15 protein-coding genes and 1 tRNA gene are annotated in these 15,534 nt (G+C 58.0%); all 16 read left to right on the top strand.

All coding sequences use genetic code 11. From position 1 onward, the window contains the following. Positions 1-4: 4 nt before the first annotated feature. The 16 genes from secG (at position 5) to nuoN (ending at position 15,475) form a co-directional block, all read left to right on the top strand. Positions 5-490, top strand: a complete 486-nt coding sequence (gene secG / locus ELE36_RS13835) for a preprotein translocase subunit SecG (RefSeq protein ID WP_129834254.1) — start codon at positions 5-7, stop codon at positions 488-490. Positions 491-495: 5 nt separating this feature from the next. Further along, positions 496-580: transfer RNA gene (locus tag ELE36_RS13830), tRNA-Leu, on the top strand. 79 nt (positions 581-659) lie between these two features. Continuing rightward, entirely contained in the window at positions 660-1,016 is a 357-nt protein-coding gene (locus ELE36_RS13825) for an NADH-quinone oxidoreductase subunit A (RefSeq protein ID WP_129834252.1), read from the top strand. Beyond that, positions 1,007-1,561 carry a NuoB/complex I 20 kDa subunit family protein gene (locus ELE36_RS13820; protein ID WP_129834250.1) on the top strand — a complete coding sequence of 185 codons (555 nt, stop codon included), beginning with the start codon at positions 1,007-1,009 and terminating at the stop codon, positions 1,559-1,561. Before ELE36_RS13825 ends, ELE36_RS13820 begins: the two co-directional genes overlap by 10 nt. Positions 1,562-1,569: 8 nt before the next feature. Beyond that, a complete protein-coding gene (locus ELE36_RS13815) occupies positions 1,570-2,361 on the top strand; it encodes an NADH-quinone oxidoreductase subunit C (RefSeq protein WP_129834248.1) in 792 nt (263 codons plus the stop codon). 2 nt (positions 2,362-2,363) lie between these two features. Beyond that, positions 2,364-3,617, top strand: coding sequence for an NADH-quinone oxidoreductase subunit D (locus ELE36_RS13810; protein WP_129834246.1), 1,254 nt, complete (start codon positions 2,364-2,366; stop codon positions 3,615-3,617). Then, complete coding sequence (gene nuoE / locus ELE36_RS13805; protein WP_129834244.1) at positions 3,614-4,141, top strand: NADH-quinone oxidoreductase subunit NuoE; 528 nt, start codon at positions 3,614-3,616, stop codon at positions 4,139-4,141. Before ELE36_RS13810 ends, nuoE begins: the two co-directional genes overlap by 4 nt. 8 nt (positions 4,142-4,149) lie before the next feature. Beyond that, positions 4,150-5,472 carry an NADH-quinone oxidoreductase subunit NuoF gene (gene nuoF / locus ELE36_RS13800; RefSeq protein WP_129834242.1) on the top strand — a complete coding sequence of 441 codons (1,323 nt, stop codon included), beginning with the start codon at positions 4,150-4,152 and terminating at the stop codon, positions 5,470-5,472. Further along, positions 5,469-7,832: an NADH-quinone oxidoreductase subunit NuoG gene (gene nuoG, locus ELE36_RS13795; RefSeq protein WP_129834240.1), complete on the top strand. Its 2,364-nt coding sequence runs from the start codon at positions 5,469-5,471 to the stop codon at positions 7,830-7,832. The genes nuoF and nuoG overlap by 4 nt, the downstream gene beginning before the upstream one ends. Positions 7,833-7,837: 5 nt before the next feature. Next, positions 7,838-8,890, top strand: a complete 1,053-nt coding sequence (nuoH, locus tag ELE36_RS13790; RefSeq protein WP_425480917.1) for an NADH-quinone oxidoreductase subunit NuoH — start codon at positions 7,838-7,840, stop codon at positions 8,888-8,890. 7 nt (positions 8,891-8,897) lie between these two features. Further along, a complete protein-coding gene (gene nuoI / locus ELE36_RS13785) occupies positions 8,898-9,386 on the top strand; it encodes an NADH-quinone oxidoreductase subunit NuoI (protein ID WP_129834238.1) in 489 nt (162 codons plus the stop codon). Between the two features lie 93 nt (positions 9,387-9,479). Further along, on the top strand, positions 9,480-10,097 hold the full coding sequence (locus ELE36_RS13780) for an NADH-quinone oxidoreductase subunit J (protein WP_129834236.1): 618 nt from the start codon (positions 9,480-9,482) through the stop codon (positions 10,095-10,097). Beyond that, positions 10,094-10,399, top strand: a complete 306-nt coding sequence (nuoK, locus tag ELE36_RS13775) for an NADH-quinone oxidoreductase subunit NuoK (protein WP_129834234.1) — start codon at positions 10,094-10,096, stop codon at positions 10,397-10,399. Before ELE36_RS13780 ends, nuoK begins: the two co-directional genes overlap by 4 nt. A gap of 4 nt (positions 10,400-10,403) precedes the next feature. Continuing rightward, on the top strand, positions 10,404-12,434 hold the full coding sequence (nuoL, locus tag ELE36_RS13770) for an NADH-quinone oxidoreductase subunit L (RefSeq protein ID WP_129834232.1): 2,031 nt from the start codon (positions 10,404-10,406) through the stop codon (positions 12,432-12,434). A 23-nt stretch (positions 12,435-12,457) separates the two neighbouring features. Beyond that, a complete protein-coding gene (locus ELE36_RS13765; protein ID WP_129834230.1) occupies positions 12,458-13,999 on the top strand; it encodes an NADH-quinone oxidoreductase subunit M in 1,542 nt (513 codons plus the stop codon). A gap of 15 nt (positions 14,000-14,014) precedes the next feature. Continuing rightward, a complete protein-coding gene (gene nuoN, locus ELE36_RS13760) occupies positions 14,015-15,475 on the top strand; it encodes an NADH-quinone oxidoreductase subunit NuoN (RefSeq protein WP_165371614.1) in 1,461 nt (486 codons plus the stop codon). The last annotated feature ends 59 nt before the right edge of the window (positions 15,476-15,534 follow it).

The following is a 15,534-nucleotide window of genomic DNA, read 5'->3' as shown; positions in this document are numbered from 1 at the left end:
TCAAATGCTCTTAATCACTTTTAATGTCATTTACGTCCTGATCGCACTTGCGATGATCGTGCTGGTACTTCTGCAGCGCGGCTCCGGTGCACAGGCAGGGTCCGGCTTCGGCTCGGGCGCTTCGGGAACCGTGTTCGGTGCGCGGGGAGCGGCAACGTTCCTCACTCGCAGCACCGCGGTACTCGCAGGTTTGTTTTTCGTGCTCAGTCTGGGCATGGGTATCTATCTCAGTCGTGGTACGGGTGTTTCTGCACCGGTCGACGATCTGGGTGTGATGAGTGGTACCGATGTGCCGGCAAAGCCGCCTGCTGCAGTTACGCCACCAGTCACTGGTGATGTACCGAAAGCACCCGCGACCGATGCCGCTGCAACGCCCGCTCCCGCAGGCGACAAGCCTGCTGCGCCGCCTGCAACTCCTGCCGCACCAGCCGCCAAAAAGGTTGATGCCAAGGATCACAAGCCGGACGAGTCGAAAAACAAGCAAGGTTGAAAATTGCCCAGGTGGCGGAATTGGTAGACGCACTACCTTGAGGTGGTAGCGGCGTAAGCTGTGGGGGTTCGAGTCCCCCCTTGGGCACCAATCGAGGCGTTTCGTTGCGGGTAGTTCGCTACCCGCAACGTAACTTTAAGCAATCGCTTAACGCGGAGATTCTTCACTCGTGCTTGCTGAATATTTACCGATCTTGCTATTCCTGATCGTCGCTGGCGGCATCGGTATCGCCCTGCTCGTGATCGGTTATCTGCTTGGCCCGAAAAAACCTGCGGCCGACAAACTCTCTCCCTACGAATGCGGCTTCGAAGCCTTCGAAGATGCGCGCATGAAATTCGATGTGCGTTATTACCTGATCGCGATTCTGTTCATCGTGTTCGATCTCGAAATCGCTTTCATGATGCCGTGGGCCGTGGTGTTCCGCGATCTCGGTATCGTCGGCCTGGTCGAAATGGGTACGTTCCTCGGTCTGCTGCTGATCGGCTTCGTCTATTGCTGGAAAAAAGGTGCGCTCGAATGGGAATGAAACAATCCATCAGCGCAGTGATGCACAACCCCGAGCCGATCGGTGTTGTCGACGACATCCTGCGCCCTGGCGAAGGAAATCCGCTGCTTGAGCGCGGTTTCGCCACCGCCAGTCTCGATTCGCTGATCAACTGGGCGCGTACTGGTTCGATGTGGCCGATGACGTTCGGCTTGGCCTGCTGCGCAGTCGAAATGATGCACGCCGGCGCGGCGCGTCTCGATCTGGATCGTTACGGCGTGGTATTCCGCCCGAGTCCGCGCCAGTCCGACGTGATGATTGTCGCCGGTACGCTCGTCAATAAAATGGCGCCGGCCTTGCGCAAGGTTTACGACCAGATGCCCGATCCGAAATGGGTGATCTCGATGGGTTCGTGCGCCAACGGCGGCGGCTATTACCACTATTCATACGCGGTGGTGCGTGGTTGTGATCGCATCGTACCGGTGGACATTTACGTGCCGGGCTGCCCGCCGACGGCCGAAGCGCTGATCTACGGCATCCTGCAATTGCAGAAAAAAATCCGCCGTACCAACACGATTGCACGCTAGGAATCCGCATGAGCGATAGCAGTCAAAATGTTACTGCAACTGATGATGTCGCGCCGGTCGTCACGCCGACCTGGGCGCAACAACTGGCCGTGCAACTCGGTGCAAAAGTGGTTTCGGTCGTCGATCACGCCGGTGCTGTCACCGCTGTGGTGTTGCCGGAAAACTGGCTCGCCGTGGCGCAGCAATTACGTGACGATCCGACGTTTCGTTTTGAACAATTGATCGATGTCTGCGGTGTCGATTATCTGAGTTACGGTCAGGTCGAGTGGGATACCACCAAGGTTTCCGCTGAGGGTTTTTCGCGTGGTGTCGAAGGCGAAGGCCCAGGCCGCTTCCAGTGGAGCGATCGGCCGCATCCGGCGCAAGGCAACAAGCGTTTTGCGGTCGTCATCCATCTGCTTTCGATCACGCACAATCGTCGCCTGCGCTTGCGCTGTTTTGCCGCGGACGATGCGCTGCCGGTGGTGCCGTCGCTGACCGGCATCTGGCCAATCGCGAACTGGTTCGAGCGCGAGGCATTCGACCTGTTCGGCATCATTTTCGAAGGCCATCCCGATCTGCGCCGCATCCTCACCGACTACGGTTTTGTCGGCCATCCGTTCCGCAAAGATTTCCCGCTCACCGGCAATGTCGAAGTGCGCTTTGATGCCGAGAAAGGTCGCGTGATTTACGAACCTGTGTCGATTGAGCCGCGTGTCGGCGTGCCGCGCACGATCCGCCATGATTCGCGTTACGAGCAGGGCCGCGTTGAACAGACTGCAGCCGATGCGGCAAAAGCCGCGACGGCGGCGGGGAAATAATCATGCAGGAAATTCGCAACTACACGATCAATTTCGGTCCGCAACATCCGGCCGCGCACGGCGTTTTGCGCCTCGTGCTCGAGCTTGATGGCGAAACCGTGATGCGCGCCGATCCACATATCGGCCTGCTGCATCGTGGCACCGAAAAACTCGCCGAATCGAAGCCGTACAACCAGTCGATCGGTTACATGGATCGGCTCGATTACGTCTCGATGATGTGCAACGAACACGCGTATGTCGGCGCGATCGAAAAGCTGCTCGGCATCCGTGCGCCGATCCGTGCGCAATACATCCGCACCATGTTCGACGAAATCACACGCATCCTCAATCATCTGATGTGGATCGGCTCGAACGCACTCGATCTCGGCGCGATGGCGGTGTTTTTGTACGCGTTCCGCGAGCGCGAAGAACTGATGGATTGCTACGAGGCGGTCTCGGGTGCGCGCATGCACGCGACCTATTATCGCCCCGGTGGCGTGTATCGCGATCTGCCTGCGCAGATGCCGCAGTACAAGGAATCGCGCTGGCACAAAGGCGCCGATTTGAAGCGACTGAACGGTTGGCGTGAAGGTTCGATGCTCGATTATCTGGAATCGTTTACCAACGATTTTCCGCATAGAGTCGACGAATACGAAACCCTGCTCACCGACAACCGCATTTGGAAACAGCGCACGGTCGGCATCGGTGTGGTGTCGCCCGAAAAAGCGTTGGCCTGGGGCATGAGCGGGCCGATGTTGCGCGGTTCCGGCATCGAATGGGATCTGCGCAAGAAACAACCATACGCGGCGTATGCCGACATGGATTTCGATATTCCGGTCGGCGTGCAGGGCGATTGCTACGATCGATATCTCGTGCGCGTGGAAGAAATGCGCCAGTCGAATCGCATCGTCAAGCAGTGTGTGCAGTGGCTCAAGGCCAATCCGGGCGAAGTTATGCTGCGCAACTTCAAGGTGTCGCCGCCGCGTCGCGAAGAAATGAAAGACGACATGGAAGCGCTGATCCACCATTTCAAATTGTTCACCGAAGGTTATTGCGTGCCCGAAGGTGAAACCTATTGTGCGGTCGAGGCGCCGAAAGGCGAGTTCGGTGCGTACATCATTTCGGATGGCGCGAACAAGCCGTTCCGCTGCAAATTGCGTGCGCCTGGATTCGCCCATCTTTCCGCGATGGATGAACTCGTGCGCGGTCACATGTTGCCTGACGTGGTGGCCATGATCGGCACCTTCGACGTGGTGTTCGGAGAAATCGACCGATGAAAGCTTCCGGCAATTTCGCCGCCGTCAAGGATATCGACCCGCTCGTTGTGCTGAGCGCGGAAACGCGCGCGCATATCGATCATTGGGTCGCCAAGTTTCCGCCGGACCGCAAACGCTCGGCCGTGATCCAGGGTTTGTTCGCCGCGCAGGAACAGAATCACGGCTGGCTCAGCGATGAGCTCATCGCCGGTGTCGCGAAATATCTCGAACTGCCGCCGGTCTGGGCCTACGAAGTCGCATCGTTTTATTCGATGCTCGAAACCAAGCCGGTCGGGCGCAACTACATCGCGGTCTGCACCAATATTTCTTGCTGGCTCAACGGCGGCGAAAATATCCTGCGCCACTGCGAGAAAAAGCTCGGTATCAAGGTCGGCGAAAGCACGGCCGACGGACGCGTTTATCTCAAGCAGGAAGAAGAATGTCTGGCCGCGTGTTCGGCAGCGCCGATGATGGTCGTTAACGGTCACTACCATGAAAATCTGACGCCGGAATCGGTCGATCAGATCATTGATGAATTGAAATAGGTCCCAAAATGGCAGTCGGTCCCGCACCACTAGATCATCAGGTAGTCCTCACCACCCTGCATTACGACAAGCCGTGGTCGATGGAGTCGTATCTCAAGACCGGCGGTTACGAAGCTTGGAAGAAAATCCTCGCCGAAAAAACGCCGCAGGAAACCATCATCGACACACTCAAGGCATCGAGTCTGCGCGGTCGCGGCGGTGCGGGTTTTCCGACCGGCTTGAAGTGGAGTTTCATGCCGCGCAAAGCGCCTGGACAAAAGTATATTTTGTGCAATTCGGATGAATCGGAGCCGGGTACCTGCAAGGATCGCGACATCCTGCGTTTTAATCCGCATGCAGTGATCGAAGGGCTGGCCATTGCGTGTTACGCAACCAGCTCGACCGTTGCCTACAACTACCTGCGCGGCGAATTCCACCACGAGCCGTTCGAACATCTCGAAGAGGCGCTGGCCGAGGCGTATGCCGCCGGATTGCTTGGCAAGAATATTCTGGGCAGTGGCGTCGATGTCGATATCCACAACGCGCTCGGCGCGGGCGCCTACATCTGCGGCGAAGAAACCGCGCTGATGGAATCGCTCGAAGGCAAAAAAGGCCAGCCGCGTTTCAAGCCGCCGTTCCCGGCCGGATTTGGCCTGTACGGCAAGCCGACCACGATCAACAACACTGAAACTTATGCCTCGGTGCCGACCATCATGCGCAAGGGCGCGGATTGGTTTCTCGCACAAGGCAAGCCGAACAATGGTGGGCCAAAAATTTTCTCGGTGTCGGGCCATGTGCAAAAACCCGGCAACTACGAAATCAAACTCGGCACGCCGTTCAAGGATCTGCTCGAAATGGCCGGTGGCTTGCGCCCGGGGCGCACGCTCAAGGGCGTGATTCCAGGCGGTTCGTCGATGCCGGTGCTGACCGGCGAAACGATGCTGGGTCTGACCATGGATTACGACGCGCTGCAGAAGGCCGGCACCGGTCTGGGTTCCGGCGCGGTGATCGTGATGGATGACACTACCTGCATGGTGCGCGCGTGTCATCGCATTAGCCGCTTTTATTACGCTGAATCGTGTGGCCAGTGCACGCCGTGTCGCGAAGGCACGGGCTGGATGTATCGCACGCTCACACGCATCGTTGAAGGCAACGCCGTGCTGGAAGATTTAAATCTGCTGAAAGCCGCTGCGGGACAGATCGAAGGCCATACCATCTGCGCGTTCGGCGAAGCCGCGGCGTGGCCGGTGCAGGGGTTTCTGCGCCAGTTCTGGCACGAGTTTGAATACTACATCGAGCACAAACGTTCGATCGTTGACGCTCCTCTTGAAGTCGTCGGAGTTGCCGCATGAGTGCGCAGCCGACAGCTCCGAAAATCGCGCCTGATCTCGTCAATATCGAGATCGACGGTATCGCGATGCAGGTGCCGAAAAATTCGATGATCATCGCTGCCGCTGACAAGGCTGGTATCGTCATTCCGCGTTTTTGCTACCACGAAAAACTGCCGATCGCGGCGAATTGCCGCATGTGCATGGTCGAGACCGAAATGGGCGGCAAGGCGATGCCGAAACCGCAACCGGCCTGCGCCACGCCGGTGATGGATGGCATGAAGATTTTCACGCAATCGCAGCGCGCGCTTTCGGCGCAGCGCAACGTGATGGAATTTCTGCTGATCAACCATCCGCTGGATTGCCCGATCTGCGATCAGGGCGGCGAGTGTGAGCTGCAGGATCTGGCGATGGGTTACGGTCGCTCGGTATCGCGTTTTGTCGAACGCAAACGCGTGGTGGCCGACGAGAATATCGGTCCGTTGATTTCCACCGACATGACACGCTGCATCCAGTGCACGCGCTGCGTGCGTTTTGTCTCTGAAATCGCCGGCACCTACGAACTCGGCGGCATGGGCCGCGGCGAGCATCTCGAAATCGGCACCTACATCGGCAAGACCATCGAGAGCGAACTTTCCGGCAACATCATCGACGTCTGTCCGGTCGGCGCGCTGACCAACAAAGTATTCCGTTTCAAGGCGCGCGCGTGGGAATTGATCGCACGCGAATCGATTGGTTACCACGATTCGCTTGGCTCCAACCTGTATTTGCATACACGTCGCGGCGAAGTGCTGCGCAGCGTGCCGCGCGACAACGAAGCGATCAACGAATGCTGGTTGTCGGATCGCGATCGTTACAGCCACCAAGGCCTATACGCGCAGGATCGTGCGACCCAACCGCTGCTGCGCAAGAACGGCGCGCTGGTTGCAGTCAGTTGGGATGAAGCGCTGGCCGCGGTTGCCATGCAACTCACGCAAACCCACGCCGATCAGGTCGGCGCGCTGGTGCATCCAGCCACGAGCAGCGAGGAAGGTTATTTGCTCGCGCAACTGCTCGGCGGACTCGGCGTGCACAACGTCGATCACCGTCTGCGCCAGCTCGATTTTGCCGATGGCGCTGCGGGCGCAACTTTTGAATTGCCGGTCGCGCAGGTCGAAAAGGTCAACGCCGCATTGCTGATCGGTTCGCACCTGCAGCACGAGTTGCCGCTGCTCAATCATCGTCTGCGCCAGGCCTGGAAACACGGCGCGGAAGTCTATGCGCTGAATCCGGTCGCGTTCGATAGCAACATCGATTTCAAGCAGCAGACTTTGGCTGCACCACATCGCATGCTCGACGAATTGCTGCTGCTTGCAAAAGCCGCAGCGGAAGCGGGCGAGAAACCGCAATCACAGCTGTTGGTGGATGCGCTTGCCGCAGTCGAGACTACCGATGGCGCACGCGCCACGGTCAAGGCACTGCGTGATGGCAGCAGCTCGGTCATCGTTTTTGGCGAAGTCGCCGCACAACATGCGCAGGCATCATGGTTGCGCGCGGCCGCGAAATTTCTCGCCAAGGCGACCAACAGCGCGTTCAATGAAATTGCGTCGGGCGCGAACGCGGTGGGGCTGTCGCGGGTCGGTGTATTGCCGCAAGGCGAGGGCCTCGATGCCCGCACGCAACTGGCCAAGCCGCGTCAAACTTATATTTTGTATGGCTGCGAACCGCCGGACGATTTTGCCGATGGCGCGCAGACGTCGTTCGCGTTGCGCAACGCCAAATCGGTGATCGTATTCAGTGCATTCGCGAGTGATGCACTCAAGGAAATCGCCAGCATTATTCTGCCGATCGGCGCATTGCCGGAAGTCGATGCGACCCTGGTCAATCTCGATGGTCTGGTGCAAACCATCGGCGCCGGTGCGAAGTTGCCGGGCGAAGCGCGTGCTGGCTGGCGCGTATTGCGTGCGCTCGGTGGCGTATTGCAGGCGCCGGGTTTCGCCTTCACCGAAATAGCGGAAGTGCGTCAGAACATGCAGCCGTTATTGTCGGCTACGGCGTCTGTTTCATCTGGCCATCTAGACGTCCAGACGGCTAAATCGGCGGGTCTGACTCGTATCGCCACCGTGCCGATTTATCGCGCCGATGCGGTGCTGCGTCGCTCGCCGGGCTTGCAGGCGCACCCGCTGAATGAATCCGCACGCATCGTGCTTCATCCCGAAGATGCGTTGGCTGCTGGTCTTGCGGAGGGCGCGAAAGTGCAGGTTAGCGGCGGCACTGCGCGCGTGAGTTTGCCGCTGGAAATCAGCACCGATGTCGCAGTCGGAGGCGCGTGGATCGAGCTCGCGCATGCCGAAACCGCGACCTTGCCGCCGAACGGCGCAACGCTTGCCGTGACGAGGGCCTGAGCGTGATCAATTCGCTGCATAATTTCCTGCTCGGTTTTGGTGCCACCGGCGTGGTGATCTGGCTGGTGCTGTGTATCCTCGCGATTGCAGTGCCGCTGATTCTTGCGGTGGCGTTGTACGTCTGGTGGGAACGCAAAGTGCTCGGCTGGATGCATGTGCGTCTGGGGCCGAGCAGCATCGGTCCGGCCGGATTGGCACAAACCTTCGCCGACGTCTTCAAGCTGCTGCTGAAAGAAGTCGTGGTGCCGACCAATTCGAGCCGCTTCCTGTTTATCCTCGCACCGCTGCTCGCGCTGGCTCCGGGGTTTGCGGCGTGGGCGGTGATCCCGTTCGACGACAAGCTCGTGCTCGCGAACGTCAATGCGGGTCTGCTGTATCTGCTCGCGATGACCTCGATGGGTGTCTACGGCATCATCCTCGCCGGTTGGGCATCGAATTCAAAATATGCGTTTCTTGGCGCGATGCGTTCGGCGGCACAGGTCGTGTCGTACGAAATCGCGATGGGCATGGCCTTGGTCGGTGTGCTGATCTGCGCGGGCAGTTTGAACCTGAGCGATATCGTCAACGCGCAAGCCGGCAACAAAGGTTTATTCAGCTGGTTCTGGTTGCCGTTGCTGCCGCTGTTCGTGATCTATTTCATCTCCGGCGTGGCCGAAACCAACCGCGCCCCATTCGACGTCGCTGAAGGCGAGTCGGAAATTGTCGCGGGTTTCCACGTCGAATATTCAGGCGCGCCATTCGCGGTGTTTTTCCTGACCGAATACGCGAACATGATCCTGATTTCGTTCCTCGCCTCGGTGCTGTTTCTCGGCGGCTGGTTGTCGCCGTTTCCGGTTTCCTGGGGCTGGATCGGCCATGGCGGCTGGTGGTGGTTGTTCATCAAGGCATTCGTGTTCGCGTTCATGTATTTGTGGTTCCGCGCCTCGTTCCCGCGCTATCGCTACGATCAGATCATGCGTCTCGGCTGGAAGGTATTTATTCCCATCACCATCGTCTGGGTGATGGTCGCGGGTTGCCTCGTGTACGCCGGTTTTGTCGGCGCGCCGGGACACGCTTGAGGACTTTATGAATCGCATCGCCTACTACTTCAAAAGCCTGTTGCTGATCGAGCTGTTTAGCGGTTTGGGCTTGACCATGAAATACATGTTCAAGCCGAAATACACGATGCGTTATCCGATGGAAAAGATTCCGCAGTCGAATCGTTTCCGCGGTCTGCACGCATTGCGGCGTTACCCGAACGGTGAAGAGCGTTGCATCGCCTGCAAGCTCTGCGAGGCGGTGTGTCCGGCGCTGGCGATCACGATCGATTCCGAGCAGCGCGAGGATGGCACGCGCCGCACCACGCGTTACGACATCGACTTGTTCAAGTGCATCTACTGCGGTTTCTGCGAAGAAAGCTGCCCGGTCGATTCGATCGTCGAAACCAATATCCACGAATACCATTTTGAAAATCGCGGCGAGAACATCGTCAATAAAATCCAGCTGCTGGCGATCGGCGATCGCTTCGAGAAAGAGATTGCCGCGGCGCGCACGCAGGACGCCGCGTACCGTTAAAACCGTATTGAATCCCGATCCAAAGCGCATGAGTAAACGGATCGGGCCAGAGGCCGCGCAGTTGGCGCGCCTCGACCAAGAGAGCGATGTCGCATGAGTATTGAGTTGTTCTTTTTCTACGCGTTTGCCAGCGTGCTGACGGCTTCGGCGTTGGCGGTGATCACGGTGCGCAATTCGGTGCATGCTGCGCTGTTTCTGGTGCTGACATTTTTCACTGCCGCCGCGTTGTGGTTGTTGTTGCAGGCTGAGTTTCTGGCGGTGGCCTTGGTGCTGGTTTACGTCGGCGCGGTGATGGTGTTGTTCCTGTTCGTGGTGATGATGCTGGACATCAATACCGAATCGACGCGCGAAGGTTTTGCGCGTTATCTGCCGGTCGGCGTGATCGTCGCGTTGCTGATGCTGGCGGAAATGATTTCGCTGATCGGAATCAAGAGCATGCAGGTTCCGCTGTCGCCAACCGATCCGGGGGGCGCCTCGAATACGGCGTGGATCGGGCATACGTTGTTTGCCGATTTCCTGCTGCCGTTCGAGATCGCGGCGTTGATCCTGACGGTCGCATTGATTGCGGCAATCGCCTTGACGTTGCGCCAGCGTCCGGGCGTGAAACATCAGACGGCAGCGCAGCAGGTCCGTGTGAAAGCCACCGATCGCGTGCGCATCGTCAAGATGGCCAGCGAAAAAATGTCCACCGATTCTGGAGAGCCTTCGTGATTACCTTGGCGCACTACATCACCCTGGGCGCAGTGCTGTTCTGCATATCGGTCGCGGGCATCATCATCAACCGCAAGAACGTCATCATTTTGCTGATGGCGATCGAGCTCATGCTGCTCGCGGTCAACACCAACTTCATCGCGTTCTCGCGGTTTCTGGGCAATGCCGACGGACAGGTTTTTGTGTTTTTCATACTCACCGTGGCGGCCGCGGAATCTGCGATCGGTCTGGCGATTCTGGTCGTCCTGTTCCGCAATCGCGCCACGATCAACGTGGCCGAACTCGACAGCATGAAAGGTTAGAACGATGGTCTTGTCGAAGTCTCTATTGCTGCTCATCGCGCTGGCGCCGCTGGTCGGGGCGATCCTTGCTGGTTTGTTCGGGCGCCAGATCGGTCGTATCGGTGCGCATACCGTCACGATTCTTGGCGTCGGCACGAGCTGTCTCGCCTCGATGTTCGTGCTGTATCAACTGGTGTGGGGCGGCGCGGCCAACTACAACGAAAACGTCTACACCTGGGCGGCAGTCGGCGATCTGCACATGCATGTCGGTTTCCTGATCGATCGGCTGACCGCGATGATGATGGTCGTCGTCACATTCGTGTCGTTGATGGTGCACGTCTACACGATCGGCTACATGGCCGAGGACGATGGTTATCAGCGTTTTTTCAGCTACATCGCATTGTTCACGTTCTCGATGTTGATGCTGGTGATGGCGAACAATTTTCTGCAGCTGTTTTTCGGCTGGGAAGCAGTCGGTCTCGTGTCGTACCTGCTGATCGGATTCTGGTTCAAGAAACCGACCGCGATCTTCGCCAACATGAAGGCATTCCTCGTCAATCGCGTCGGCGATTTTGGATTTCTGCTCGGCATCGCCGGCGTTTTGTATTTCTGTCACACGCTGGATTACGCGCAGGTATTCACGATCGGTGAGCGTGCGCTCAACGGCCATACCATCGAGATCATCAGCGGCCATCCGTGGAGTGCGGCAACGGTCATCTGCATCTTGTTGTTCATCGGCGCGATGGGCAAGTCGGCGCAGGTGCCGCTGCATGTGTGGTTGCCGGATTCAATGGAAGGCCCGACGCCGATTTCCGCGTTGATCCACGCCGCAACGATGGTCACTGCAGGCATCTTCATGGTCGCGCGCATGTCGCCGCTGTTTGAGTTGTCGGAGACGGCGTTGTCATTCGTGCTGGTGATCGGCGCCACCACGGCCTTGTTCACTGGCTTGATCGGCATCGTGCAAAACGACATCAAGCGCGTGATCGCGTATTCCACATTGTCGCAGCTCGGTTACATGACCGTCGCGCTTGGCGTGTCGGCGTATTCGGCCGCGGTGTTCCATCTGATGACACACGCCTTTTTTAAGGCGTTGCTGTTTCTCGGCGCCGGCTCGGTGATCATGGCGATGCATCACGAGCAGGACATGCGCTACATGGGCGGCCTGCGCAAGTACATGCCGATCACGTTCATCACGGCGTGGATCGGCACCTTGGCGCTGACGGGCATGCCGGGGTTCGCAGGATTTTTCTCGAAGGATGCGATTATCGAAGCGGTCGGCGAATCGCATCGCTGGGGCGCCAACTACGCGTATTTCTGCGTGCTGATCGGTGTGTTCGTCACCGCGCTGTACAGCTTCCGTTTGCTGTATCTGACGTTCCACGGCAAGGAGCGTTTTGTCGTCGAACATAGCGACGATCATGGCCACGACGATCACGGCCATCATGAGTCGGGCCATCTCGCACATGCGCCGCACGAATCACCGTGGGTGGTTACCGTGCCGCTGATCCTGCTTGCGATTCCGTCATTGCTGATCGGCGGATTGACGATCGATGCGATGCTGTTCCACGGTTATTTTGCCGGCGCGATTCATGTGCGCGAAGCGAACGATGTCGTCGCAGAAATCGGCAAGGAATTCCACGGCGTATTTGCCGCGACCTTGCATGGATTTTTCGGATTGCCGTTCCTGTTCGCGTTCGCCGGGTTCGCCGTCGCGACCTACATTTATCTGTTCAACATCAGCGTGGCCGACAAGATCAAACGCGCCTTGTTGCCGATCTACAACCTGCTCGATCACAAATACTGGTTCGACGAAATCTATCAAGCGGTGTTCGCGCGCGGCTCGCTGCTGCTCGGTCGCGGCCTGTGGAAATTCGGCGATGTCGCGATCATTGATGACGGCATCGTCAACGGTTCCGCGGCGCTGGTGTCGCGCGCGGCGAGTGCGATGCGCATCGTGCAATCCGGTTATCTCTATCACTACGCGTTTGCGATGATCCTCGGTCTGGTGGTGTTGCTCGCCGGGCTGTGGTGGTTCGTCCCACACGTTTCCTGACGCCGAGAAAGAAAAAAACAATGATGACTTCCTGGCCTCTGTTGAGTTCGTTGATCTGGTTGCCGATATTCGGCGGCGCGCTGTTGTTGCTGGTTGGCGCTGATCGCCCGAAGCTGTCGCGCTGGCTCGCGCTGGCTGTTGCGTTCGCCACGTTGCTCGTGAGCATTCCGCTGTATACGCATTACGCCAGCGATGTTTCGGTGCTGCCATACAACATGCGCAGCGTCATGCAGTTCACCGAAATGCATGTCTGGATCGCCGCGATCCACGCTAATTATCATCTTGGCGCGGACGGCATTTCGGTGGCGCTGATCGTGCTCACGACGTTCACCACGGTGCTCGTGATTATCGGCGCGTGGCAGGCAATCGAGAAAAACGTCAATCAATACCTGGCTGCATTTCTCGTGCTCGAAGGTTTGATGATTGGCGTGTTCGCGGCGATGGACGCGTTGCTGTTCTACATCTTCTTCGAAGCCATGCTGATTCCGATGTTCATCATCATCGGTGTCTGGGGCGGGCCACGGCGCGTCTATGCCACGATCAAGTTTTTTCTGTACACGTTCTTCGGCTCGATCTTCATGCTGGTCGGGCTGATTTATCTGTACCTGCACGCCGGCAGCTGGGAGCTGTCGAGTTTCTCGCAACTCGCTCTCGGTGAGCGTGAACAAACATGGCTATTTTTTGCGTTCCTCATCGCATTCGCGGTCAAGGTGCCGATGTGGCCGGTACATACGTGGTTGCCGGATGCACACGTCGAGGCGCCGACCGGCGGCTCGGTGATTCTGGCGGCGATCATGCTGAAGATCGGTGGATACGGATTCCTGCGTTTCTCGCTGCCGATCACGCCGGACGCGAGCGAAAGTTATGCGATGCTGATCGTGGCCTTGTCGTTGATCGCGATCGTCTACGTCGGTTTTGTTGCGCTGGTGCAGCAGGACATGAAAAAACTCATCGCGTATTCGTCGGTCGCGCACATGGGTTTTGTCACGCTCGGAATTTTCCTGCCGCTGCTGCTCATGCGCAACTCGGCGACGCCGAATTCGCTCGCGGCGTATCTCGGCGTGCAGGGTGCGATGGTGCAGATGATTTCGCACGGTCTCGTTTCCGGCGCGATGTTCTCGTGCGTCGGCGTGATCTACGATCGCATGCACACACGCATGATCAAGGATTACGGCGGTGTCGCGAATACCATGCCGTGGTTCGCCGCGTTCATGGTGTTTTTCTCGATGGCCAATTGCGGCTTGCCCGGCACCTCCGGCTTTGTCGGCGAATTCATGGTGATCCTGTCGAGTTTCGCGGCGAAACCGTGGATCGCGATGCTCGCCGCACTCACGTTGATTATCGGCGCGGCCTATACCTTGTGGCTGGTCAAGCGCGTGCTGTTCGGTGAGATCGCCAACGATCACGTCGCCAAGCTGCACGACATCAATCCGCGTGAAGCGTTGATGCTTAGCGCATTCGCGGTCGGCGTGCTGCTGCTCGGTGTCTGGCCGGCGCCGCTGACCGAATTGATGGATGGCTCGGTCAAGCTAATCGTCGACGCGCTGACCCTCGCCAAAGCCTGATTACGGAACACTCTGATGATATTCAAGCTTTCTGATATGCAGCTGATGTTGCCCGAGCTCTACCTGCTCGGCGCGCTGTGTGTGCTGCTGTTGCTGGATGCCTTTCTGACCCAGGAACGTCGCGGCATCACCCACTGGCTTTCGATCGGTATCCTGCTCGTGACCGGCGTGCTGGTGTTGATGGGGCAGGATATCCGTCCAGATGCACAAACCGCATTCAACGGCATGTATATCCACGACAGCATGGCCGCCGTACTCAAGGTTTTCATCATCGGTGTGACCATCGCGGTGTTTTTGTTTTCGCGCGAATATCTGGTTGCGCGCAAGCTGTTCAACGGCGAGTTCTACACCTTGTGTTCGTTCGCCGCGCTCGGCGCGATGTTGCTGGTTTCGGCCGGCAATCTGGTGATGGTTTATCTCGGGCTGGAACTGCTGACGCTTTCGTCGTATGCGCTGGTCGGATTGAATCGCGACTCGGGATTGTCTTCGGAAGCGGCGATCAAATATTTCGTGCTCGGTGCGCTTGCGTCGGGTTTGTTGTTGTACGGCATGTCGATGATTTACGGCGCGACCGGCACGCTCGATCTCGGCAAGATTCATCAAGCCATCGCCAACAGCGATGGCCACGGTCAGGTATTGCTTTCGTTCGGACTGGTATTTCTCGTGGTCGGCATTGCGTTCAAGTTCGGCGCCGCGCCGTTTCATATGTGGTTGCCGGATGTGTATCAAGGCGCACCGACCGCGGTCACCGCGTTCATCGGCAGTGCGCCGAAACTCGCGGCATTCGGCATGGCGTATCGCTTGCTCGAAGGCGCGATGGGCAATATGGGGCCGCATTGGCAACAAATGCTCAGCGTACTTGCGGTCGCATCACTTGCAGTCGGTAATATCGCGGCAATCGCGCAAACCAATCTCAAGCGCATGCTCGCGTATTCGACCATTTCGCATATCGGGTTTTTATTGCTCGGATTGATCAATGGCACGCCGGCCGGATATTCCGCCGCGATGTTCTACGCGATCTCGTATTCGGTCATGGCCACTGCCGCGTTCGGCATGATCATGCTGCTCGCGCGCCAAGGTTTCGAGGCCGAGGAAATCGATGATTTCAAGGGTTTGAATCAGCGCAATCCCTGGTTCGCGTTGATGATGTTGCTGACGATGGCTTCGCTGGCCGGCATTCCGCCGTTGTTCGGATTTTTCGCCAAGTTGCTCGTGCTCAAATCAGTGATCGATGCCGGCTCGTTGTGGCTGGCGATCGTCGCGATCGTATTCGCCATCGTCGGTGCGTATTATTACCTGCGTGTGATCAAGGTGATGTATTTTGATGCGCCGGTCGATGCCACACCGTTGCGCATGCCGCACGATTTCAGCTTCCGTCTGGCGCTGTCGTTGAACGCTGTCGCGCTGCTGGCAGTTGGGCTGTATTGGGGCCCACTGATTGATTGGTGCAACCGCGCTTTCCACGTCGTCGTGTAAGTGCAATCACCATCGCTTCCGTCGCATTTTCGGTTGCAATAAAATGTCATGCGCGTTAA

The organism is Pseudolysobacter antarcticus (genome assembly GCF_004168365.1).
Classification (GTDB): domain Bacteria; phylum Pseudomonadota; class Gammaproteobacteria; order Xanthomonadales; family Rhodanobacteraceae; genus Pseudolysobacter; species Pseudolysobacter antarcticus.
Note: the sequence above shows the minus strand (reverse complement) of the source record. Positions and strands in the feature narration are given on the sequence as shown.

Coding starts and splice junctions, on each gene's coding strand:
- nuoN (WP_165371614.1), top strand. CDS start 14,015: ATGATATTCAAGCTTTCTGATATGCAGCTGATGTTGCCCGAGCTCTAC.
- secG (WP_129834254.1), top strand. CDS start 5: ATGCTCTTAATCACTTTTAATGTCATTTACGTCCTGATCGCACTTGCG.
- nuoF (WP_129834242.1), top strand. CDS start 4,150: ATGGCAGTCGGTCCCGCACCACTAGATCATCAGGTAGTCCTCACCACC.
- ELE36_RS13815 (WP_129834248.1), top strand. CDS start 1,570: ATGAGCGATAGCAGTCAAAATGTTACTGCAACTGATGATGTCGCGCCG.
- ELE36_RS13820 (WP_129834250.1), top strand. CDS start 1,007: ATGGGAATGAAACAATCCATCAGCGCAGTGATGCACAACCCCGAGCCG.
- ELE36_RS13780 (WP_129834236.1), top strand. CDS start 9,480: ATGAGTATTGAGTTGTTCTTTTTCTACGCGTTTGCCAGCGTGCTGACG.
- nuoE (WP_129834244.1), top strand. CDS start 3,614: ATGAAAGCTTCCGGCAATTTCGCCGCCGTCAAGGATATCGACCCGCTC.
- nuoI (WP_129834238.1), top strand. CDS start 8,898: ATGAATCGCATCGCCTACTACTTCAAAAGCCTGTTGCTGATCGAGCTG.
- nuoL (WP_129834232.1), top strand. CDS start 10,404: ATGGTCTTGTCGAAGTCTCTATTGCTGCTCATCGCGCTGGCGCCGCTG.
- nuoG (WP_129834240.1), top strand. CDS start 5,469: ATGAGTGCGCAGCCGACAGCTCCGAAAATCGCGCCTGATCTCGTCAAT.
- ELE36_RS13765 (WP_129834230.1), top strand. CDS start 12,458: ATGACTTCCTGGCCTCTGTTGAGTTCGTTGATCTGGTTGCCGATATTC.
- ELE36_RS13810 (WP_129834246.1), top strand. CDS start 2,364: ATGCAGGAAATTCGCAACTACACGATCAATTTCGGTCCGCAACATCCG.